The 19664-nt window shown below is 34.5% G+C and carries 21 protein-coding genes; 6 read left to right on the top strand and 15 right to left on the bottom strand.

All coding sequences use genetic code 11. The features are described 5' to 3' along the window. Nucleotides 1–60 precede the first annotated feature (60 nt). From ACFSJT_RS11070 to ACFSJT_RS11055, 4 genes are all read left to right on the top strand, one after another. The gene (locus ACFSJT_RS11070) at nucleotides 61–288 is read left to right on the top strand and encodes a hypothetical protein (protein WP_378320326.1); all 228 of its coding nucleotides are present in this window, start codon (nucleotides 61–63) and stop codon (nucleotides 286–288) included. 117 nt (nucleotides 289–405) lie between these two features. Beyond that, entirely contained in the window at nucleotides 406–696 is a 291-nt protein-coding gene (locus ACFSJT_RS11065; RefSeq protein WP_378320325.1) for a hypothetical protein, read from the top strand. Nucleotides 697–815: 119 nt separating this feature from the next. Next, nucleotides 816–1253 carry a nuclear transport factor 2 family protein gene (locus ACFSJT_RS11060; protein WP_378320324.1) on the top strand — a complete coding sequence of 146 codons (438 nt, stop codon included), beginning with the start codon at nucleotides 816–818 and terminating at the stop codon, nucleotides 1251–1253. Between the two features lie 106 nt (nucleotides 1254–1359). Then, nucleotides 1360–2454 (top strand): methyltransferase domain-containing protein, encoded by a 1095-nt coding sequence (locus tag ACFSJT_RS11055; protein ID WP_378320323.1) that lies wholly within the window; start codon nucleotides 1360–1362, stop codon nucleotides 2452–2454. Nucleotides 2455–2605: 151 nt separating this feature from the next. Here ACFSJT_RS11055 and rraA read toward each other — a convergent pair whose 3' ends face one another. The 3 genes from rraA to ACFSJT_RS11040 are packed head-to-tail and all read right to left on the bottom strand — an operon-like array spanning nucleotide 2606 to nucleotide 5746. Further along, complete coding sequence (gene rraA, locus ACFSJT_RS11050; RefSeq protein WP_378320322.1) at nucleotides 2606–3103, bottom strand: ribonuclease E activity regulator RraA; 498 nt, start codon at nucleotides 3101–3103, stop codon at nucleotides 2606–2608. A gap of 55 nt (nucleotides 3104–3158) precedes the next feature. Next, nucleotides 3159–4283, bottom strand: a complete 1125-nt coding sequence (locus ACFSJT_RS11045; RefSeq protein WP_378320321.1) for a glycerate kinase family protein — start codon at nucleotides 4281–4283, stop codon at nucleotides 3159–3161. A gap of 8 nt (nucleotides 4284–4291) precedes the next feature. Next, nucleotides 4292–5746, bottom strand: coding sequence for an SLC13 family permease (locus ACFSJT_RS11040; RefSeq protein ID WP_378320320.1), 1455 nt, complete (start codon nucleotides 5744–5746; stop codon nucleotides 4292–4294). 220 nt (nucleotides 5747–5966) lie between these two features. Here ACFSJT_RS11040 and ACFSJT_RS11035 point away from each other — a divergent pair, with 220 nt between their 5' ends. Then, nucleotides 5967–7307, top strand: a complete 1341-nt coding sequence (locus tag ACFSJT_RS11035) for a GntP family permease (protein WP_378320319.1) — start codon at nucleotides 5967–5969, stop codon at nucleotides 7305–7307. Nucleotides 7308–7393: 86 nt separating this feature from the next. On the opposite strand, the gene ACFSJT_RS11030 is transcribed toward ACFSJT_RS11035, so the two are convergent. From ACFSJT_RS11030 to ACFSJT_RS11005, 6 genes are all read right to left on the bottom strand, one after another. After that, complete coding sequence (locus tag ACFSJT_RS11030; protein ID WP_378320318.1) at nucleotides 7394–8506, bottom strand: DUF3103 family protein; 1113 nt, start codon at nucleotides 8504–8506, stop codon at nucleotides 7394–7396. Nucleotides 8507–8744: 238 nt separating this feature from the next. Further along, complete coding sequence (locus ACFSJT_RS11025) at nucleotides 8745–9125, bottom strand: nuclear transport factor 2-like protein (protein ID WP_378320317.1); 381 nt, start codon at nucleotides 9123–9125, stop codon at nucleotides 8745–8747. A 14-nt stretch (nucleotides 9126–9139) separates the two neighbouring features. Further along, nucleotides 9140–9550, bottom strand: a complete 411-nt coding sequence (locus tag ACFSJT_RS11020) for an SRPBCC family protein (RefSeq protein WP_378320316.1) — start codon at nucleotides 9548–9550, stop codon at nucleotides 9140–9142. Nucleotides 9551–9565: 15 nt separating this feature from the next. Beyond that, nucleotides 9566–9910, bottom strand: a complete 345-nt coding sequence (locus ACFSJT_RS11015; protein WP_378320315.1) for a YciI family protein — start codon at nucleotides 9908–9910, stop codon at nucleotides 9566–9568. A gap of 1 nt (nucleotide 9911) precedes the next feature. Continuing rightward, nucleotides 9912–10337, bottom strand: coding sequence for a VOC family protein (locus tag ACFSJT_RS11010; protein WP_378320314.1), 426 nt, complete (start codon nucleotides 10335–10337; stop codon nucleotides 9912–9914). A gap of 13 nt (nucleotides 10338–10350) precedes the next feature. Further along, a complete protein-coding gene (locus ACFSJT_RS11005) occupies nucleotides 10351–10761 on the bottom strand; it encodes a VOC family protein (protein WP_378320313.1) in 411 nt (136 codons plus the stop codon). 145 nt (nucleotides 10762–10906) lie between these two features. On the opposite strand from ACFSJT_RS11005, the gene ACFSJT_RS11000 reads away from it, so the two are divergent. After that, nucleotides 10907–11890, top strand: a complete 984-nt coding sequence (locus ACFSJT_RS11000) for a GlxA family transcriptional regulator (protein WP_378320312.1) — start codon at nucleotides 10907–10909, stop codon at nucleotides 11888–11890. A gap of 201 nt (nucleotides 11891–12091) precedes the next feature. Here ACFSJT_RS11000 and ACFSJT_RS10995 read toward each other — a convergent pair whose 3' ends face one another. The 6 genes from ACFSJT_RS10995 to ACFSJT_RS10970 all read right to left on the bottom strand — a co-directional run bounded on the left by ACFSJT_RS10995 (nucleotide 12092) and on the right by ACFSJT_RS10970 (nucleotide 19296). Further along, nucleotides 12092–13045: a bifunctional helix-turn-helix transcriptional regulator/GNAT family N-acetyltransferase gene (locus tag ACFSJT_RS10995; RefSeq protein ID WP_378320311.1), complete on the bottom strand. Its 954-nt coding sequence runs from the start codon at nucleotides 13043–13045 to the stop codon at nucleotides 12092–12094. Between the two features lie 186 nt (nucleotides 13046–13231). Beyond that, the gene (locus ACFSJT_RS10990) at nucleotides 13232–14056 is read right to left on the bottom strand and encodes an OmpA family protein (RefSeq protein ID WP_378320310.1); all 825 of its coding nucleotides are present in this window, start codon (nucleotides 14054–14056) and stop codon (nucleotides 13232–13234) included. Nucleotides 14057–14124: 68 nt separating this feature from the next. Beyond that, nucleotides 14125–14547: a hypothetical protein gene (locus tag ACFSJT_RS10985; RefSeq protein WP_378320309.1), complete on the bottom strand. Its 423-nt coding sequence runs from the start codon at nucleotides 14545–14547 to the stop codon at nucleotides 14125–14127. A gap of 166 nt (nucleotides 14548–14713) precedes the next feature. Next, nucleotides 14714–15607: a DJ-1/PfpI family protein gene (locus ACFSJT_RS10980; protein WP_378320308.1), complete on the bottom strand. Its 894-nt coding sequence runs from the start codon at nucleotides 15605–15607 to the stop codon at nucleotides 14714–14716. Nucleotides 15608–15719: 112 nt separating this feature from the next. After that, nucleotides 15720–16982: a PepSY-associated TM helix domain-containing protein gene (locus ACFSJT_RS10975; protein ID WP_378320307.1), complete on the bottom strand. Its 1263-nt coding sequence runs from the start codon at nucleotides 16980–16982 to the stop codon at nucleotides 15720–15722. A gap of 160 nt (nucleotides 16983–17142) precedes the next feature. Next, nucleotides 17143–19296 carry a TonB-dependent receptor domain-containing protein gene (locus ACFSJT_RS10970; RefSeq protein ID WP_378320306.1) on the bottom strand — a complete coding sequence of 718 codons (2154 nt, stop codon included), beginning with the start codon at nucleotides 19294–19296 and terminating at the stop codon, nucleotides 17143–17145. Nucleotides 19297–19664: the final 368 nt, after the last annotated feature.

The following is a 19664-nucleotide window of genomic DNA, read 5'->3' as shown; positions in this document are numbered from 1 at the left end:
AAATCAAGAATTAGAATTACTAAAGAGATTTTAGGTTTTAATTAATACTTAGAACAAATCATGAATACACAAAAGTTTTGGTATCTAGGTCTAATTTTTATCGCTGATGAGGATCAGCATCTTATAGACGTGTTCATTACTTTTCCAGATGATGCTTTAAAAGGAGAACCATTGTATTTTGAAGGAGAGTTTTCTATAAACGGGACTATGATTCCCAGGATAAGACATTGGCGTGAATATTCAGACAACCAATATTCGGGATCAGACATAATTGTTAAAGAATTATAGCACATAAATATGCTTCATTTTCTAAGATTTTTGAATTCTAATTAAAACTTAACGTTGCTTTTTTGTTAATTTAATGCAAACAGTTTTAATTTGTTATCTTTAATATTACACATCTCAATGAGAATCAACTGGCTTCCTAAAAATACCGCAACGAGTTCTGATATACAAAAATTACTGGATCTCGAGTATAAATTTCGTTCAAAGGCAATTAGAATATTATTGGCGATAGGTGAAGATCAGGATGATTTTGATTTGGACCATATAACATTTGATTTTCACACTGCTGATACGGTATTTTTTATATCCAAAATGACTCCGCAACCAATTTATGGCTATTTATCTGAATTAGCTTCAAATTCAGTTGATTCAGAAATACCGTGGTTCTGTCACACACAAACATCTCTTTAAGCTTTTATGATATCGTAATGTAAACCATGTTAATAGATCAGTTTTTATTGGTTTATCTGTTTATTTTTAATAGCTTAATGCTTGGATAGACAAAGTTTCGCTAACTAAAATAATCATTTATGAAAAACGTGCTAATAGTATTTTCTTTATCTCTGTTTTTATCATTAGGCTGTCATGCTCAATCTAAAAAATGTTTTAAGGTACAAGGAGCTCAAATGACAATTATTAAGGAAATGATTGATGCAGTTAATGAGAAAGATGCCGAAAAATATGTAAAGGAATTCTCTGATAACATTGCAATATATGTACATAACGATTTGAAATTAGAAGGTAGAGAAGCCTTGAAAGCAAATCGCTCAAACCATTTTAAGAACCATCCTGAAGTGCGCTCTGAAATTCAATACTTAGTAGAAATTGATAACAAAGTAATCATGCACGACAAAGTTTGGTTAGAAGAATCTAATCATGAGGGAAGAGATATTGTTGAGGTATTTACTTTCGAAAAGGGAAAAATAGTTCGAGTAGATGTAACACAACCTCAGGATTTATTTAAATAGTTAAGATTGAATTTTATTCAACTCGATCATGAATTCTTTTCATGTTCTTTCTCCTTATGCATTATATAAACTGTTGTATTTTGTGTGAGAATCTAAGCGTATAGCAATGATAGAAATTCGCCATTTAAAACTTATACATACGGTAGCAAAAGTAGGTACTTTAAAAAAAGCTGCAGAAAAACTATTTCTTACTCAATCTGCACTGAGCCATCAACTTAAAGAGCTAGAATCTCGTTTGGACACTAAAATATTTCATAGGATCAACAATCAATTAATGTTTACTGATGCTGGCAGGGAGTTGTTGAATGCAAGTGAAGATATATTAGTACGTCTTGAAAAAGCTCAGGATAATATCCGTGAGATCAATCAGGACCGAATGAAAAATTATATTCATGGATATTCGCATGAAGAGACTACGCGGCTTAATGATCAGGCAGGCACCATAGCCGAATTGTTACATTGGGATTCATTTTGGGAAAAGGGATCGTTAATATTAGAAGCGGGTTGTGGAGTAGGTGCACAAACAAAAATTATATCAAAAAATAATCCAGATTCGTCGTTTATTTCAGTTGATATATCTTCTATTTCGTTAGAACAAGCAAAAAAGATAATTCATGAAACTGATGTAAAGAATGTAGAGTTTGTACTAGCCGATATCTTGGATCTACCATTTGATGATGGATATTTTGATCATATTTTTGTTTGTTTTGTTCTGGAACATTTATCAGAGCCTGCCAAAGCCTTAAAAGAACTAAAAAGAGTGCTGAAACCTAAAGGTTCTTTAATGGTAATCGAAGGGGATCATGGTTCTACTTATTTTTACCCAGATAGCGTATCAGCTCAAAATGCAGTACAGGCTCAAGTTTTATTGCAACAACAAAAGGGTGGAAATGCAAATATCGGCAGGGAATTATATCCTCTGTTGTACGCACATGGATTTGAGAATATAGTAGTTTCTCCCCGGCAAGTTTATGTTGATGATTCAAAACCAGATTTAGTAGAGGGATTCATCAAGAATACCTTTACTGCAATGATTAAAGGAGTTTCGGAAGAAGCATTAATCAATAAAATCATTAGTAAAGTGGATATGGATAGAGGGATTGATGATCTGTTTAAAACCGCCAAAGGTGGAGGAACATTTTGTTATACTTTTTTTAAAGCTATAGCTGTTAAAGCTGATATTTTAAATAAGGACGATTGAATGGATCTGGAGATATTTAACCTACAAGAAATGCCTTCTTATTAATAGAAGAAGCGATTTAAAACCACTTTCTGAAGATTAAATCTACTTAGAATAAAATTAAATAACTAAAGGATTCTCTATTCAAAAATATGGAAAGCTGATCGATCTATTATGAATTATTCATTAACATTTTTTTACTTACCAAAATTCCATCTTCGTCTACATATACAAAGTTTCGAGGGATAAACTCAATCCCGGCAAAGGTTACAGGTATATCTTGTTCTCCTATGTTCTTTTTCATACTTTTTACGGGGCAAGTATTGATTGCTCTAATACCTACATTCATATCTTTGATAATACGACTATCACGTATACATCCATAAATTATTATACCTTCCCACTTATTTTCGATAGCCAACTGCGCTAATTGATCGCCTACCAATGCACAGCGTAACGAGCCTCCTCCATCTACCACCAAGACTTTTCCTTTTCCATTTGTTGTTAATTGTTTACGAACATAACTATTATCTTCAAAGAGTTTCAATGTAGTGATCTCACCACAAAAGGCTATTTTTTTTCCATACGATTTAAAAATGGGAGCTGCACATCTAAGATTGTTACTGTGCTCATCCCATAAATCGGCATTTTGAAAGCTATTGGTGTTCATGCTCAAATTCTAATATGATCTCAAATTATATTTAATAATATCTAAAAATAAACCTTTATTTTGTAAATATATCTCGAATCATCTCAAAAGCCAGTTGCTCAACAATATTTCTGGTATTGGTAAAAGCGTCTTCTCTGGTTGCACTTGCAGATAATACGGTTCTAAGGTCTTGAATGCCCATTGATACGATTTCAGATTTCGATAGCTCTGAAGCTCCCGAGATGACGTAAACGGGAATTTTTTTGATTTTCGCTACCTTAGAGATACCATAAATAACCTTTCCGTTAAGTGTTTGTTGATCGATTTTACCTTCCCCAGTAAAAATCAAGTCCGTATTTTTGAGAACTTCTGAAAACTTAGTAATCTCTAACATAGTTTCGATACCAGATTGTAATTTGGAGTTGAGAAATACAATATTTCCTCCTCCCAATCCTCCGGCAGCACCTGCTCCTGGTATTTCAGAAATGTCTTTACCCAATTGTTTAAAAACTATAGAAGAAAAATGGGACAATCCCTGATCCAGAATTTTGATTTCTTCAGGATTAGCACCTTTTTGTGCAGCAAAAATATGAGCCGCACCTTGTTTTCCAAATAAAGTATTATCTACATCACATAGGGTAATAAATCTTACATTGTTAAGGATGTTAATGTTTTCTGGTGGAAGTATTGAGGTAATGGTATTAAGGTTTTTTCCAATAGGCTTTAAATACTGATTACTTTGGTCTAAAAATTGATATCCTAGGGCAGCAGCCATACCTATACCAGCATCACAGGTGGCAGAACCGCCAATAGATAAATAGATGGTTCGCACACCTTTTTTTATAGCATCCAGGATTAGCTCTCCCGTACCGTAGGTTGTGGTATACATACAATTGCGTTCTTCCGAACTTAGTAAAACAAGACCAGATGCTGCAGCCATCTCTATATAAGCAACATCCATGTGTTTTTTGTAACTAGCTTTGATTGGCCGAAACAAAGGATCATTTACAGTAATTGTAACCGTTTCGAGATCAAGATGTTGCTCTAGAACTTCTAATGAACCATCTCCACCATCGGCTAATGGGTGTTTAACAATTTCTATACTGGGATCATACTTCCTTACCCCAGAGGCAATAGCTTCGCATAGTTGATTCGCACTAAGCGAACCTTTAAATTTATCTGGAGCAATAAGCACTTTCATAAAAGACATTATTTAAACAGTTCTGGGAAGCTATCTATTTTGATATTCCATACCAGAGGTAAGATAAAGTATATTAACAAAGTAGCTACGAGTATAGAGATGATATTCATCCAGAAACCTGCTTTTATCATTCTGGGTATGGTAAGTAAACCCGAGCCAAAAACGACTGCATTTGGAGGCGTAGCTACGGGTAACATAAAGGCGCATGATGCTGCAATTGTTGCCGCAACCATGAGAAAGTAGGGATGAACATCTATAGAAAGTGCCAAAGCAGCTAATACCGGCATTAGCATGGCTGCCGTAGCAACATTAGAAGTGATCTCTGTAAGAAAGTTAACCACTGTAATAATTGCCAAGACCATTAGAATGGATGGAAATACTTCAAAAAGTGTTAATTGACTACCAATCCATTTTGCCAATCCTGATACCTTAAAACCTTCGGCTAATGCAAGTCCGCCGCCAAAAAGCAATAAAATACCCCAGGGAATGGTTTCTGCAGTTTGCCAGTTGATGATTCCTATTTTCTTTTTTTCTCCAGAAGGAATTACAAAAAGAGAAATAGCACCGGCAATGGCAATAAGGGTGTCATTAATCCCGGGAATAATTTTTTTTAAAACAAAAGAACTGGTCATCCAACAGAGTGCGACTATAATAAACACCACAAGTACAGACTTTTCTTTATAGGATATTTTTCCTAATTCTTTGAGTTGAGCTGAAATTGCTTTTTTTCCTCCGGGAATACCCTCAACCGTTACCGGAAAAACAACTTTAGTAAGATAGAACCAACCAATAATCAACATAAATATTGAAAACGGAAGTCCTAAAGCCATCCATTGGGTAAATGAGATTGTTTGACCGTATAGTTCTTCTACTATACCTACAAAAATAACATTAGTCGGAGTCCCAATTATGGTTGCTATTCCACCTACCGAACACCCATAGGCAATAGCTAACATTAAGGATCGTCCCATACTTTTTCGTATAGAATCTTCAGCTTGTATTTGAGAAATAACTGCTAGTCCTATTGGTAGCATCATGACTGCAGTTGCGGTATTGGAAATCCACATACTAAGAAAAGCCGTTGCAATCATAAATCCTAAAATAACTTTATTCCAGTTGCTTCCTATGGTATGAATGATATTAAGAGCAATTCTCTTATGAAGATTTGTTTTTTCTATGGCCACAGCCAAAATAAACCCTCCTAAGAATAAAAAGATCATTTGATTTGCAAAAGCACTGGAAACGCCCTTTACTGTCATTACTCCTGTGATAGGAAATAATACAAAAGGTAATAGAGCAGTAGCCGAAATAGGAATAGCTTCTGTAATCCACCAAACTGCAATCCATGTACCAATTGCCAAGGTTGCTATTCCTTCTTGAGATAGTCCCTCACCTTTAAAAAAGAATAGTATTAGTAAAAACAGCATGGGACCTGCGGGAAGTCCGATTGACTTTGCCTTCATCAAGTATTTATTTTTTTAGTCTTTGTTTCTTACCATAAATGGTGAATTTAGTGGAAATATTTTAATCTTTTCAAATACACATCATGATATTATTCTGCGTTATCCATAACTATGAATTATAAGTTTGAAATCTTTGTAAAATCAGCGTATGCCATACTTGAAATAAGTTTAAAAGTAACGATTGAATAAAAATTCGAAAAAATATTATAATTTCATATTCATGATCACAGGGCCATCTTTGTTACTACTCATACTAGCGTCTATTATTCTCATTATTCTTTTAACCGCTAAGTTCAAACTTCATCCCTTTTTAGCACTTATAGCAGCTTGTTTCTTCTTAGGAGTAACTGTACGAATGCCTTTGCCCGATATTGTAAAATCAATGGAAAAGGGTTTTGGAGGTATTATGAGTTATATTGGAATGATTGTAGTTTTTGGAAGTGTGATTGGCGTATTTTTAGAAAAATCGGGTGGCGCTATGAAAATAGCTCAAAGTATTATAAAGCTAACGGGAGAGAAGAAAACTATTCCAGCTATTTCTTTGATAGGAGCAGTAGTTAGTGTTCCTGTATTTTGTGATAGTGGATTTATTTTGTTATCGGGGTTAGCCGATAAAATAAGTAAATTAAGTAACACCAGTAAAGCAAGCCTGAGTTTATCTTTGGCAACGGGTCTATATACAACACATACTTTGGTACCACCCACTCCGGGGCCTATTGCAGCTGCAGGAAATATTGGTGCTTCAGGTTATCTGGGAACTATTATTTTACTTGGATTATGTTTTAGTATACCAGTCTTATTAGTGACACAGTTGCTGTCAAAAAAAATTGGGAAAAGTATTATAACAAATGAAATTCAAAATATGGATAGCGTAGAGCAGAATGATTCTTCTTCCATGCCTTCGCTAACAAATGCTCTTATTCCTTTGTTATTACCTATTCTTTTAATCGCATTAGGAACGATAATCAGATTTGTGGGTATAGAGAACGAATGGTTCAACTTCATTAGTGATCCCGTGGTAGCAATTTTTATTGGAGCTATAATAGCTATGTTACTTTTGCGACCCAGAGCGGGAGACACAATAAAAAATTGGTTTATTGAAGCGGTAAAAGTCTCTGGCCCAATATTAATTATTACGGCTGCAGGAGGTGCATTTGGGGGAGTGTTAAAAGCCACATCACTTGCAGATTATGTGAGACAGTGGATGACTTCAGGCGAATCAGATGATATTTTTATTTTATTACTGATTTTTGTGATAGCCGCCGTTTTAAAATCGGCGCAAGGTTCATCAACCAGTGCTATGGTGATCACCTCTTCTCTTCTTGCACCATTAATTCCAGTATTAGGATGGGACTCTGCTATTCAATTTGCATTGGCGGTGCTAGTAATTGGAGGAGGAGCCATGACCGTTTCACATTTTAACGATAGTTACTTTTGGGTGGTTTCTCAGTTTAGTGGTATGAGTGCCAGGGATACCAATCGATCTTTCACTTTAATTACAGGAGTACAAGGCCTTTTGGTCCTTACGCTTTCGATTTTGGTATGGGTTTTATTCGTATAAGTAGTATTCGCAACTTTTTTGTGGATATGAATAGGATTAAGAAGACAGCTAAAACAGCCGCCTTCTTAATTTTATATAAAAATTCTTTAATTCTCTAAAACAGTAAACGGACTGAGGTTTACCTTAGCATTTCTAGAAGCACCGTAGTAATTAGAATACGATTTATTTTTTTCGATAGTGTAGAATGAGTCGACATAGTCATCATCATCGGTTAACCAGGAATCTGGTAAAACCTCGATAATAGCCCCTGCTATTGTTCCTAACGCATTAATCCAGGATTGTCCGCTTAGAGTACCCGCTATTTGTGCAACACCATCAATTATAATACCTATTAATTCCTGATAATTATAATTAGAATCTTGTTCAAAAAGCTGAATATTAGCCGCCTGATACCTGTATTCGTCCCAGAATAACATAATTTGATTAGGGTAGTATGCCTCATCGTCATGATCCAGGTAATACATGGGAATTACTTTTAATTCCGCTTCATTATTGGTATTCCTTATTCCGGAGGTCACTGCATAAATTTCTGCTCCTCCTTTGATCCATGGCTCCTGATCATCTTTAAGCTCTATTTTGGTGAGTTTTGTGGTTTCTAAAGAGGCTTTAGAAAATGACTGGCTTTGATCAAAGGTGATAGCATCTTTAGATTGAAGACCTGCATCTTTCAACATTTGATTCATGGCTTCCACACGAAGTTGTAAAGCATGAAAACCATTTTTTTCGATGATAATAACCGGGACATCTGGAGAAATCATAGGATCCAGGGCTATTTTATTTCCTTTCAAATCAAATGCAGTAATTGTATTTAGTTTTTCAGCATTTTCTGGCGAAAAAGCGACCAGTAATTTTTGAGGATCTAATTTATTTCCGTCAAAATGAAGCCAAAACTCATATGCTTCACGTTGATTGATGTTTTTGGTAGTTTTGGCAAAACTCAAGAATTGCTCACTTCTTTTGGTTTTAGAGATTTTGGATGAAATTGTTTCAAGTGATATCGGAAATTTGTTTGCTGTGAGCTCACCTAAAATAAGTTCACTATTATTGGTTTCATTAAAAACTTCAATAAAATCCAATACGACCTGGTCATTTACTGAAATTAAAGTCTCGATTTCGGGGATAGAAGATTCTTCTTGTGTTTCGCAACTGGTCATTAATATTGCCAGGAGGCTCATCATAAGTACTGTGAATTTTTTCATGTTTACATTAATTTTGGTTAATAATGAACTTAAAATAAAGTTATACTGTGTATCGCAAATTTAGACATTGAATTGATCCAATACTTGATTTTTTTGTTAAGATATTTTGTGGTGCGTAAATAGAAAGAAAAAACCTCAATAAAGATTAAGGAATTTTTAAGGGGGTGGTATTATTAACAGAACAACAAAAAGGCGATGAATGCGATTGCTTTTGGAAATCTTTTCTAAAAAATGTGTCTTAGTTCTTAATTTCAATCACATAGGATTGAATTTTCTTTAGAATTAAGCTGGTGGTATTTGTAAATTGATAGATGTCACAAAAAGCATAGACCTTCCCGTTCATCTTAATTTCGCCATTGGCTGAAGCTTCACTACCATGAGTAATTATATGATGTAAAGTCATTTCATCGGCTATGTATTCCTTCATTTTATTGACTTCCTTATTGAAATCTTTTTTACCTATAACGGTCTTGTCCCCATAAATTATCCAATTGATCTCATTGCTGGCGTGTTCGATAATAAAATCAGCGTTTCCTGTAGCGAAAGCAATATTATATTCTTTAAGGAATTCTTTTCTAGGTGAATTCTCACAATTGGCAACTATATTAATTTTTGTCATCTTGATTCTATTTTTCAATGAGATTCTACATACTGTTTAAAATTATTTAAAATAGCTTGCCAGCCTTGCTGTTGCATTTCTAAAGGATTTTGGTTTTCGGGTTCAAAGGTTTCTATAATTTTGATGGTACCACCATGATCTTTAAATGTAATTTGTACTTTCCGCCCATCTTCTAAGGAATACTCAATCAAAGATTTTGGAACTATTTTAGTAAAGGTTCCTACGTAATCAAAACCCATACTGCCATCTTTGGCCTCCATACGATAGCTAAAAGTACTGCCTTCCTGAAGGTTGTTTACAGCTTTTGGGCACTGCCATTCTGGTATTGCAAAATTCCAATGGATAATATGTCTTGGTTGTGTCCAGTATTCCCAAACTTTTTCGATAGTGTCATTAATATTTGCTTGCACGGTTATTTTTTTCATATGTCTATTTTATAGTTAAAATGGATTTGCCGTCTCGCGTATTTCAACACTAGTGTCTTCTCCTTCTAAAATTGGGCATTTTTTTGCAATTAAAGTGGCATTATCTATATTATCTGCTTTGATTAATATATATCCTGCTACAGATAAATTAGATGCTACAAAAGGGCTTTCTTCAATTTTTTCTGGTGATAACAAAACACGGCCGTTTTTCAAAAAGTGATTTCCTCCTTTACCCAACTTTCCATTTATCGCTATTTCATTTATCCAAGACATCCATAACTTTTGGTAAGCCGCCATTTGTTTCTGTGTAGGCTGATTATTAAGAACATTCATTCTAAAAATCAGAGCATAATTTTTCATTTTATTTGTATTCGGGATTATAATTAATCATCCACTTTACTCCAAAACGATCGATAAAACTACCAAAATAGTCACCCCAAAACTGATCTTCCATAGGCATTTCGATATCACCACCTTTTGATAAACCTTCAAACAATCTATCGGCTTCTTTGCGAGAAGTAGGATGTAATGAAATATAGCAGTTGCTACCTTCAGATAATTTATGTCCCATAGAGGGTAAAATATCAGAAGCCATCAAAATGATATCTTTAGAAATAGGTAATGAGATATGCATGATTCGGTTTTGTTCATTTTCGGGAAGTTTATCGCTATCTGGAGCTTCATTCATCTTCATTTTTGCTGTGAATTCACCTCCAAAAACAGATTTGTAATGCTCAAATGCTTCTTCGGTCGTACCGTCTAGATTTAAATAAGGATTTACTTTCATTTTTTAAGTTTTATTATTCAGGTATTTTTTCCATATTCATATATAACATGCTCCAACGATGACCATCTACATCCTTGAAGCCAAAAGTATACATCCAGCTGTCAACTTCTGCCGGTTCAGAAAACACTTCTCCACCAGCTTCCTTAACAATGCTGGCAAATGCATCCACTTCTTCTTTGGATTGCGCATCGATATTGATCAAAACTTCTGTTCCATTTTTAGTATCGCTAACATTGTTTTGAGTAAAACTTTGAAATGTTTCTTCTTGAAAAAGCATCATTACAAAATCATGTTCTCCAATTAAGAAACTACCTAAATCTGAAGCTGATTTATGAATCGGATTTTCTCTAAAACCAATAGCTTTGAAGAAAGCTTTCGATTTTTGAATATCTTTAACTGGAAGATTAAGCCAGATTGTTTTCATTTCGTATTTATTTATTAATCAAAAGGTTATCCAAATATACTTCAAGAAAATGGAAATCAGGCATTGTAAACACGTCATTCAAAGGGGTTGATTGCGACATAAAGTTATCCTATATTTATAATAGTAAAACTGAATGACCAAAATCATGAAAAAGCATATCTCTATTGTAGTCCCGAAAGGCCATGTAAGCGTAGTTAATATAGCAGGAACACACCAAATGTTGTCTTGGGTAAATGAATTTTATGATACAATAGGAAAAAAACCAATTTTTGATATAAGGCTTGTTGGGCTAGAAAAACAAATAGATCCATCAGGGGGATTGTTTGCGATCAAACCAGAACTAACTATTGATGAGGTTCCTGAAACTGACTTAATTATAATTCCTGCGATACATGAAGATTTTGAAGTCGCGATGGAGAGAAATGAAAAATTCGTTCCATGGATCATGAATCAATATAAGGGAGGAGCAGAAATTGTCACCCTTTGTATTTCCTCTTTTTTTCTGGCATCTACTGGATTGCTGGACGGAAAGCCTTGTTCTACCCATTGGCAATATGCAAGCAAATTTAAGGAACAATTTCCAAGGGCTATCTTACAGGACGAGAAGATAGTAACCGAGGCTAATGGGATTTACACAAGTGGGGGAGCCTATGCTTTTACGAATCTAATTGTATATTTAATTGAAAAATATGCGGGTAGGGAAACTGCGGTTATGGCGGCCAAAGGCTTTATGATTGATATCGACCGTAGCAGTCAGTCCCCATTCATGATTTTTTCTGGTCAAAAGAATCATAAAGACAAAATAGTCCTAAAAGCGCAGGAATATATGGAACAGAATTATCAAGAGAAAATTTCTGTAAATGACCTTTGTTTGGACATTGCTCTAAGTAGAAGAACTTTTGAACGACGATTTAAAAATGCTACCTCAAACACCATTTTGGAATATTTACAACGAGTAAAGGTTGAGGCAGCCAAAAAAGAATTGGAAAGAGGAGATACAACTATAAGCGAAGTTATGTATAAAGTGGGGTATAATGATGCCAAGGCTTTTAGAGATGTTTTTAGGAAAATAACTTCGATGACTCCCATACAGTACCAGAATAAGTATAGTTTAGCCGGAATAACATAATTTTTGGATTAAAATATCTGTTTAAGTTATACTTTGTGGTAAATGTATTGCACTATTACATGTTTATAAATACTAAATTTGGGGAATTAACAAAACAATAATCGGCGAGGCAGGAGTTGAAGATAAACATTAAAAACAAATCCATTATGAAGGATCAAACGATCAACTCTTTGCCACCGCCGAAGATTTTTGATAGCTTTATTATTTGAGCTCAAGCTCCATTTGAATATTACATCTTTGGTATGGGGTCGGGTGACCAACGACTTTTTTGAAACCCAATTTGTGATAGAGATTAATGGCAGGTTTTAAAATCGTATTACTCTCTAAATAGATTTTTTTTGCACCTAAGCCTTGTGCTTTGTCCGTCACAGCTTTTCCAAGCAACCATCCAATTCCTTTTCCCTTTGCCTCTTTCGAAACAGCCATTTTGGCTAGCTCAAAATCATACTGAGGGTCATCCATTTTTAGTAACGCACACACACCAGCGGGTTCGCCATCATACAAAGCAACCAAAATATCACCCCCGGTATCAAGAATATACTCTTGAGGATTGTCTAAGGATTTACGATCGATTTCTTCCATAGTAAAATATTCATTAATCCATTCTTCGTTGATACTTCTAAAAAATGCTTGATATTTTGCTTCAAAGCTTACGATTTGAACTTTTTCAACTTCTCTTCGTTTTTTCTCTTCTTTGACCCGTTGTATCATAGATTTTTGTTCTAAAAGAAATTCGAATTCTTCTATAGCATGCCACATATTGTGTCTGCTTTGATCTAACATAGCCTGTACAGCATTGTCAACATCAAGATATTGTTCATGAATTTGATCAGTGATGTTATTACCTTTTTCAGAAAGAACAACATTATTTTTTCGCCCATCGCTATCGTCCTTTTTTTCTAATAGAATTCCTTCTTTAACCATTTCTCGAACAATTTTGCTAACAGAAGGGTGGGAGTGACCAATTTCATTGGCTATTGTGGTGATTGATTTTTCTTGATCTTTTGATAAAACATAAAAGACAGGAAACCATTTCGGTTTTAAACCAACACCATACATTTCGTAAATTTCTGTAGCGTCTTCAGTCATCTTTTCACTTAACATTCTAAGTCTTGTCCCGATTGCCATGACACCTACATTATCAAAAAACTTCATATATTAAATTGATTACGTAACTAGTTACGTAAATATACAATTTTCTTTTTATTCATCAAAAAAAGAGAAAAATTCAATTAAATTAGGATTAATAGGTGAGGAGATAATTCTATTTGGAGCCTTCTAGATATAATTAAAAAAAATCCGACCTAGAAGATCGGATTTTGTAGTCGTAATACTATTTTTTTAACTTTTAGATGCGTTTTTCATGTTTTCTTTTACCATATTATAAAATTCATCAAATTTAGCATCAACAATAATTCTGGTCGAAGTTTCAATGCTTTGAGATCCATACTCGCTCTTCCCCAAAACACTCATTCTTTTAGGATCAACTTTGTAATCATTCTGTAAAGCTCTCACTACAGCTGCGGCTTGTTTTGCACTTAGATCCCAGTTATCGTTCAAATTTTTATCTTTAAAGTTAAGTGCATTACTGTTACCTTCAACAATAATTTTTAAATTAGGTTTTGCATTTAAAGCTGTTGCAATTTTTCCTAGAATACTTTTAGCGTTATCCTGTACAGTAACGCTTTTATCATCATCACCAAAAAGGACAGTATTAGCAAGAGTAATTAACACAACACCATTTTGCACTCCAATTTTTGCATCATTACCTAACGCTTGTTTTAAAACGGTTAGCGTAGCTAATTTAACAGAATCTCCCTTTGTAATAGCATCATTTATAGATTTAAGCTGTTTGTCTTTTTCTTGTATACTTTCAAGAGATTTTTCTAGGTTCTGAGCTTTTTTCTTAGAAAGTTCAGTAAAACTACCCATGTTGTTCAAGAGGGATGCATTGGTTTCTTTTAGATCTTTAACCTGTGCTTCCATAGTTTCTACTTGTGTTAAGGTAGCTTTTGTCTTTTTTTGAGCATCATTAAGCTCACCTTTAGTAGTTTTTAGTTCTTTTCGAAGTTTATCTATTTCATCTAAAAGATCCTTTTTTTTCTGAGCCTGTAAATTAAAAGTCGAAATAAATAAAACAGTGGCGAATAAAATAATTCTTTTCATTGGTTTAAGCGATTTGTTGCAGCTGCTAAAGTAAAACTTTTTTTACAAATTATAACATAACCTATTTTCTAGGACTTTTCTAGAAGCTCTCTGGCATTTCTTATACTGGAGTTTATTTGATCTCTTAATTTATTTACTTCAATTTCTTCTTCTTTGAGTATTTTTATCTGAGAAGAAACTTCATTAGCATCTGTCTCTTCATCGTGAGGAAATTTTTCACTAAAATCACTCATCCAGGTCATCATAAAATCATAAGCATCTTTAAGGTCTTGTTGTGCTTTTGCATAAGATTTACCGGTTTCAGTAGTGTCAATTTTAGGTTCGAGTTCTTTAATTAAAGAACTAATTTCTCCCATTTTTGGCATTACTTCATCATGTACACTGATCACTTCTTCCATAAGAGCATCAAACTTTTGCTCTTCTTCAGACAATTGATTACAGGAAACGACAATCAGGACGATTAGAACGTAATAGAAAAAAGATGGTTTCATAGTTGTGATTTTTTTAGGTATCAAAGATATTACTTTTCTTTGTTTTGTTGAGTTTTGGTTGTTTTATATGCCTTTCAATTTCATTCATTTTACGACTTTGTATAAAAATTTGAAGAAAACAGAGAGTAATTGCAGGGATTAGGATAAATGTAAGCATTACTATTAATTAGTATTTACGATTTCTTTTTTGTGTTTCTAAACTATCAACGATGGGCAGGAAACCAGAATCATACATGGTTTTCATCATTTGTAGCACTATAGGTTTTGTTTTTTCTATACTTCCCCCTTGTATTGGTGGATTGGGATTATATTCCATATCGAGCATAATGGCTTGGGTATACGCTTCTCCATATATATCATTCATTATAGCCAAAGCCATATCTATTCCTGCGGTTACCCCGGCAGAAGTCCAATATTTACCATCTTGGGTAAATCTATCATTTGTAAATGTTGCTCCATATTTATGCAACATTTCGTTTGCTCTGTACCAATTTACGGTCGCTTTTTTATCTTTTAATAATCCGGTAGCTCCCAAGATCCATACTCCTGTACATACCCCTGCAGTATACGTAGTATTTTCATCCATTTTCCGAATCCATTGATGTAATTTTTCATCATAAGTGGCCTCTATAGTGCCTTTAAATCCTCCTGGGATCACTAATATGTCTAATTGTTCAACTTGATCTATCGTAGTATCAGGGACCAATTCTATTTTCTTAACTGTTTTTATACTCCCTTTTTTCACACCGATAAGCATTGTTTTGACACCCATTGCTTGACCCAAAACGTAACGAGGACCCATTACATCAAGAGAGTTTACACCATCATAAACCAGTATCCCGATAGTTTTGATATTGTATCTTGGTTTTCCGAAAACTTGTTCCATAGCTTCATAGTGACCTTCTGGAGTAAATTCCTTACTAATTTGTTCTGCAGTTAGGGAATCCTGTACCGACAGTTTTCGAGCGGATTTATCTTGTTCTGTTTCTATTTTTTTCACGTTATTGCAACTTATCATAGTGAATAGTACTAGTAATAAGTATATTATTTCTTTTTTCATTATCTAAAATGTTTTAAAATTTAATTCTAACAATACTTAAGTTAAAGACGTTTCTGCACTAAAATATTATTATCAATTTTTATGACGACTACTAAAAATTTTAATTTCATTTTTATGAAGTCGAAAGAGTTATTCTTCGTTTTTTGTTTAGTTTTCTAACATATTCAATACATAGAATGATTACTATGCTGATACCAAACAATGGAAATACAATAGAAAGTATCACAATTGTTGTGATGATACCATACCCAACTCTGAAAGCTGAAGGAACTTTAGGAACACCCCAGATACCGTTTCGTTTTCGTAAAAGATAAGATATTAGGGCAGAAATACTCATAGCAGTTAACCCTATTGCAACAATCAACATCAACCACCAATTCCATAGACCAAACTCTCCTTGATGAAATGCCATTACCCACATTCTTCCTCGCATAAGAACTCCCACATCTTTCCAATCATTTGCTGTTATGATTTCACCGGAATATTGATCAAAATGTATTTTTTTTTGCGATTGAAGATCAGATGGATTTTCATTTGAAACGCTAAAAACACCTTTAGGCCCTTTAGGTAAATGTAGAGTTACTATGCCCGGAAGATCAAGAGCTTTCGCCTTACTGGCCATCTCATCCAATGTTAATGATTCTCCACTAATTGCAGATTGTAATTGTCTTCCTTCCCAAGTTACCGGATATCCTGTATTGGTGATTTTTTGGATTTGTTTGAAATTCTCACCAAAGACATCTGTCCAGGGAAAACCACCAGCAAGAATTAAAATTAATAACCCAGACATCCAAAAACCTGTGATAGCATGAAGATCTCTGTAAAATGTTCTCTTACCTTCATTAATCCTGGGAATAAAAAAGCCTTTCAATTTCCAACCTCGACCAGGCCACCAAACATAGAGTCCGGTTAAAATCAAAACCACCATCCAACTGGCGATGAGTTCAATAATTTTAGTGCCAAGTTTACCCATAAGTAACTCCCCATGCAGTTTGCGAACTTTAAACATGTCTGTTTTTTTTGTGACGATTGTTCCTGAAACTTCTCCCGAATAAGGATTTATGAACACACTACTTTTCCCGCTAAAGCGTCCTGACACAAATTCGGTCGCTTGATTAGCTCTGTTTGATAGGACAACTGCACTTGGTTTTTTAGGAGTACTATTGTTTGCCATCTGCCATTGTTCCTGTAAAGAAATAGGAGTTCCTTGTACAACTACTTCTTTAATATGCTGCTGGCGAGGAGTTTCATAATCGGTTTTAAAAAGATAAATCCCTCCTGTAATAGAAAGTAATAGTATAAAAGGAAGAGAAATCAAACCTGCTATAAAATGCCATTTCCAGAGCCATTTGTTAAGTTTTTCATTTTTTTTCATAATCGGAAATTCATGTTGAATTTATTTATTAATACGCTACTGTCATCTCGAGCCTGCCTTGTCGGCAGACAGGCGTAGTCGAGAGATAATCAACCTTTCGTTTGTTACATTTCGACTACGCTCAATGTGCCAGTAATTTTACGCACCCTACTATATTATTTTAAAAATTATATCTAGCTCCAAAGTGAAAAGCGATCGGATTACCAATGGTAAAACTGTTTTCTCCTCTGAAACGATTAAAAGAAGCTCTTGCGGCATACAATTCGTCAAAAATATTCAAGGCATGCCCCCAGACTTCAAAACCTCTATAACTTACATTGGCTCTAAGATTGAAAACGTTGTGACCGTTGTACGTAGCCGTCTCTGTAGTTCCATCTTCATTTTCTATTTGCCCCTCAAAACTTGTATTATATTCACCTACCAGTTCATGTTCGGCAGTTAAACTTACTCCCAGATTCTTATTAAGGTCTTTACGATAGGTAATCAAAGAAGTTCCCAGAAGGTTAGGAGCTGTTTCTCTATCGGTATCAGAGAAATCTACACCTCCATCAAAAAACTCTACATAACGATGCATAGCATAACTACCATTATGAGTGATTGAGATTTCTTTGATAGGGCTGTAGGCAATTCCATATTCAATACCATACGACCTGGTGCTACCAGCATTGGTATTAAAAAAATTATCATCTTCATCTCTTAGCGTGATCAATGTATTCTCTCCTTCCAGAAGATACAATGCAGCGTCTATTTTTATTTTTGAAGAAGAAGCAAAGTAACCACCAATTTCGTAATTATTATAACGACTAGGTTCTATTCCCCGAAGTTCATTTCGGTTACGATACAGTGTAGAAACTTGTGGTGGGGTAAAACCTTGAGAATAATTGGCATAAATCCCAGAACTTCTGTCGAAGTTGTAATTAATACCTAGTTTTGGAGTAAGATTATTGAAATTATCTAAAGCGTCATCTACACCTACAATTCCATCAGCCAGATTATTATAATCATACTCAAAACCATCATAACGTAGGGCAGCAGTTACCTTAAATGCATCGATAGGTGATATTTCATATTGAAAATACCCAGCATAATTAAAAATATTCGCTTCATAGTTTAGGATAAAGTCTCCGGTATTCATATTAAAACCAGTATTTCTTCCAGTTTCAGGATCTACTAAAACATCGATTGTTTCTGCCTGATAATCCTGAGGAGAATAATCTGCAGTTGCCCCAATAATCAAAGACGAATTGGCAAAGTTTATATCGAGTTTATGTTGAATCAGTCCTACAAAACTTCTAAATTGATTAGAATTTACTTCGCCTGTACCAAAACCTATTAATTGCCCTTGATTTCTAAATTGTCGGATTCTGTAGGATGGATTTTGATCCATTTGATTGCTTCTCACTATAAAGTTGAATGAGGTTTTGTTACGATCACTCCAGAATTTATCTAATGTAGTTCTGGCTCTAAAAGCGATAGCCTCTCTTTCGGTGAATGTTTGGTCGCTTTCATAATTACCTTCACTATAATCTGCTTCACTCAATGAGCCTGTCATATCTGATCGGTAATCAACAATATCCAAAACAGTAGTCCACTTTGATGTTGCATTAATGTCATATACAGTTTTGAAAGTAATAGCGGTTTTTTCATAATTGCTATGCTCAATAGGACCATTTTCTCGTTGTGCATATTGACCCCCCAGATAAAAACCAAATTTTTCACCTGGCTGATCAGAGATTTCAAAGTCATACCGGGTAAGTCCTAAATCATTGGTTTGAAAACCAATGCTGCCACTCAAATTTTCAGATGGCGTCTTAGTAATAAAATTAAAACTACCTCCGATAGCTTCGCTACCATAAATACTTGAAGCAGGTCCTTTAAGAACCTCTATGCGACTATACGAAAGGTCATTCATTTCTAAAAGCGCATTGTGATTAAAAACCGAAGTAGGACGAATTTGTAATCCATCTTCAAGATAAAGAAATAGTGCTTTTGTGGAGATTGGAGATCGCACAGCCATGAAATGCTGTTCATTACTGGCTGCTCTAGAAGTAGACATAAATACGCCCGGTACCTGATTAACTAATTGATCGATTCCAAATGCTTTGGTTTCTTTAATAGTTTGTGCATTTATGGTTGCTATAGACCCTGGTACTTCAGAGCGTTTTTGTATTTCCCTACTTGCTGAAGTCACTAATACTTCTTCTAGTTGTTCTTCGGAAGGTATGCTGTCTTTGATGTTTTCCTTATATGATTCTTGAGCATAATTAAATACTCCCATACATAGGAAAACTATACATGTTACTATGTTTTTCATTGAGTATAATGAATTGTAATGACACTCTGTTTGCAGGATTTATATGCAAGGAGTTATCATCTTTTGGTTTTTAAAAGATTTGATTTTTTTACAATAACAACTTCTGGGAGAGGTAAAAGATGTATTACCTTATCCTTAAATAGATTTTAATAAAAGTTGCTCTTTAACCCCTTTTATGCATTAGAAAATCCCCGCCTGCCTATCCGAACCATTAAGGCGGGCAGGTATTACAGCTTCCAGCTACTGCAAAATATAGCACTACGCTACATTTTTAAATTTAACCGTAGCGATGCTATGCTAAAATTTAGAAAATGTCATATTTTATGGTATCTGAAAGCTTCATTACGAAGTTCTAATGCATAAAACGG

The sequence above is a fragment of the Aquimarina celericrescens genome (assembly GCF_042682765.1).
GTDB classification, from domain to species: Bacteria; Bacteroidota; Bacteroidia; order Flavobacteriales; family Flavobacteriaceae; genus Aquimarina; species Aquimarina celericrescens.
Note: the sequence above shows the minus strand (reverse complement) of the source record. Positions and strands in the feature narration are given on the sequence as shown.

What these genes read in the sequence shown, in the direction of transcription:
- ACFSJT_RS11070 (WP_378320326.1), top strand. Translation starts at nt 61, where the DNA reads ATGAATACACAAAAGTTTTGGTATCTAGGTCTAATTTTTATCGCTGAT.
- ACFSJT_RS11065 (WP_378320325.1), top strand. Translation starts at nt 406, where the DNA reads ATGAGAATCAACTGGCTTCCTAAAAATACCGCAACGAGTTCTGATATA.
- ACFSJT_RS11060 (WP_378320324.1), top strand. Translation starts at nt 816, where the DNA reads ATGAAAAACGTGCTAATAGTATTTTCTTTATCTCTGTTTTTATCATTA.
- ACFSJT_RS11055 (WP_378320323.1), top strand. Translation starts at nt 1,360, where the DNA reads ATGATAGAAATTCGCCATTTAAAACTTATACATACGGTAGCAAAAGTA.
- rraA (WP_378320322.1), bottom strand. Translation starts at nt 3,103, where the DNA reads ATGAACACCAATAGCTTTCAAAATGCCGATTTATGGGATGAGCACAGT.
- ACFSJT_RS11045 (WP_378320321.1), bottom strand. Translation starts at nt 4,283, where the DNA reads ATGAAAGTGCTTATTGCTCCAGATAAATTTAAAGGTTCGCTTAGTGCG.
- ACFSJT_RS11040 (WP_378320320.1), bottom strand. Translation starts at nt 5,746, where the DNA reads ATGAAGGCAAAGTCAATCGGACTTCCCGCAGGTCCCATGCTGTTTTTA.
- ACFSJT_RS11035 (WP_378320319.1), top strand. Translation starts at nt 5,967, where the DNA reads ATGATCACAGGGCCATCTTTGTTACTACTCATACTAGCGTCTATTATT.
- ACFSJT_RS11030 (WP_378320318.1), bottom strand. Translation starts at nt 8,506, where the DNA reads ATGAAAAAATTCACAGTACTTATGATGAGCCTCCTGGCAATATTAATG.
- ACFSJT_RS11025 (WP_378320317.1), bottom strand. Translation starts at nt 9,125, where the DNA reads ATGACAAAAATTAATATAGTTGCCAATTGTGAGAATTCACCTAGAAAA.
- ACFSJT_RS11020 (WP_378320316.1), bottom strand. Translation starts at nt 9,550, where the DNA reads ATGAAAAAAATAACCGTGCAAGCAAATATTAATGACACTATCGAAAAA.
- ACFSJT_RS11015 (WP_378320315.1), bottom strand. Translation starts at nt 9,910, where the DNA reads ATGAAAAATTATGCTCTGATTTTTAGAATGAATGTTCTTAATAATCAG.
- ACFSJT_RS11010 (WP_378320314.1), bottom strand. Translation starts at nt 10,337, where the DNA reads ATGAAAGTAAATCCTTATTTAAATCTAGACGGTACGACCGAAGAAGCA.
- ACFSJT_RS11005 (WP_378320313.1), bottom strand. Translation starts at nt 10,761, where the DNA reads ATGAAAACAATCTGGCTTAATCTTCCAGTTAAAGATATTCAAAAATCG.
- ACFSJT_RS11000 (WP_378320312.1), top strand. Translation starts at nt 10,907, where the DNA reads ATGAAAAAGCATATCTCTATTGTAGTCCCGAAAGGCCATGTAAGCGTA.
- ACFSJT_RS10995 (WP_378320311.1), bottom strand. Translation starts at nt 13,045, where the DNA reads ATGAAGTTTTTTGATAATGTAGGTGTCATGGCAATCGGGACAAGACTT.
- ACFSJT_RS10990 (WP_378320310.1), bottom strand. Translation starts at nt 14,056, where the DNA reads ATGAAAAGAATTATTTTATTCGCCACTGTTTTATTTATTTCGACTTTT.
- ACFSJT_RS10985 (WP_378320309.1), bottom strand. Translation starts at nt 14,547, where the DNA reads ATGAAACCATCTTTTTTCTATTACGTTCTAATCGTCCTGATTGTCGTT.
- ACFSJT_RS10980 (WP_378320308.1), bottom strand. Translation starts at nt 15,607, where the DNA reads ATGAAAAAAGAAATAATATACTTATTACTAGTACTATTCACTATGATA.
- ACFSJT_RS10975 (WP_378320307.1), bottom strand. Translation starts at nt 16,982, where the DNA reads ATGAAAAAAAATGAAAAACTTAACAAATGGCTCTGGAAATGGCATTTT.
- ACFSJT_RS10970 (WP_378320306.1), bottom strand. Translation starts at nt 19,296, where the DNA reads ATGAAAAACATAGTAACATGTATAGTTTTCCTATGTATGGGAGTATTT.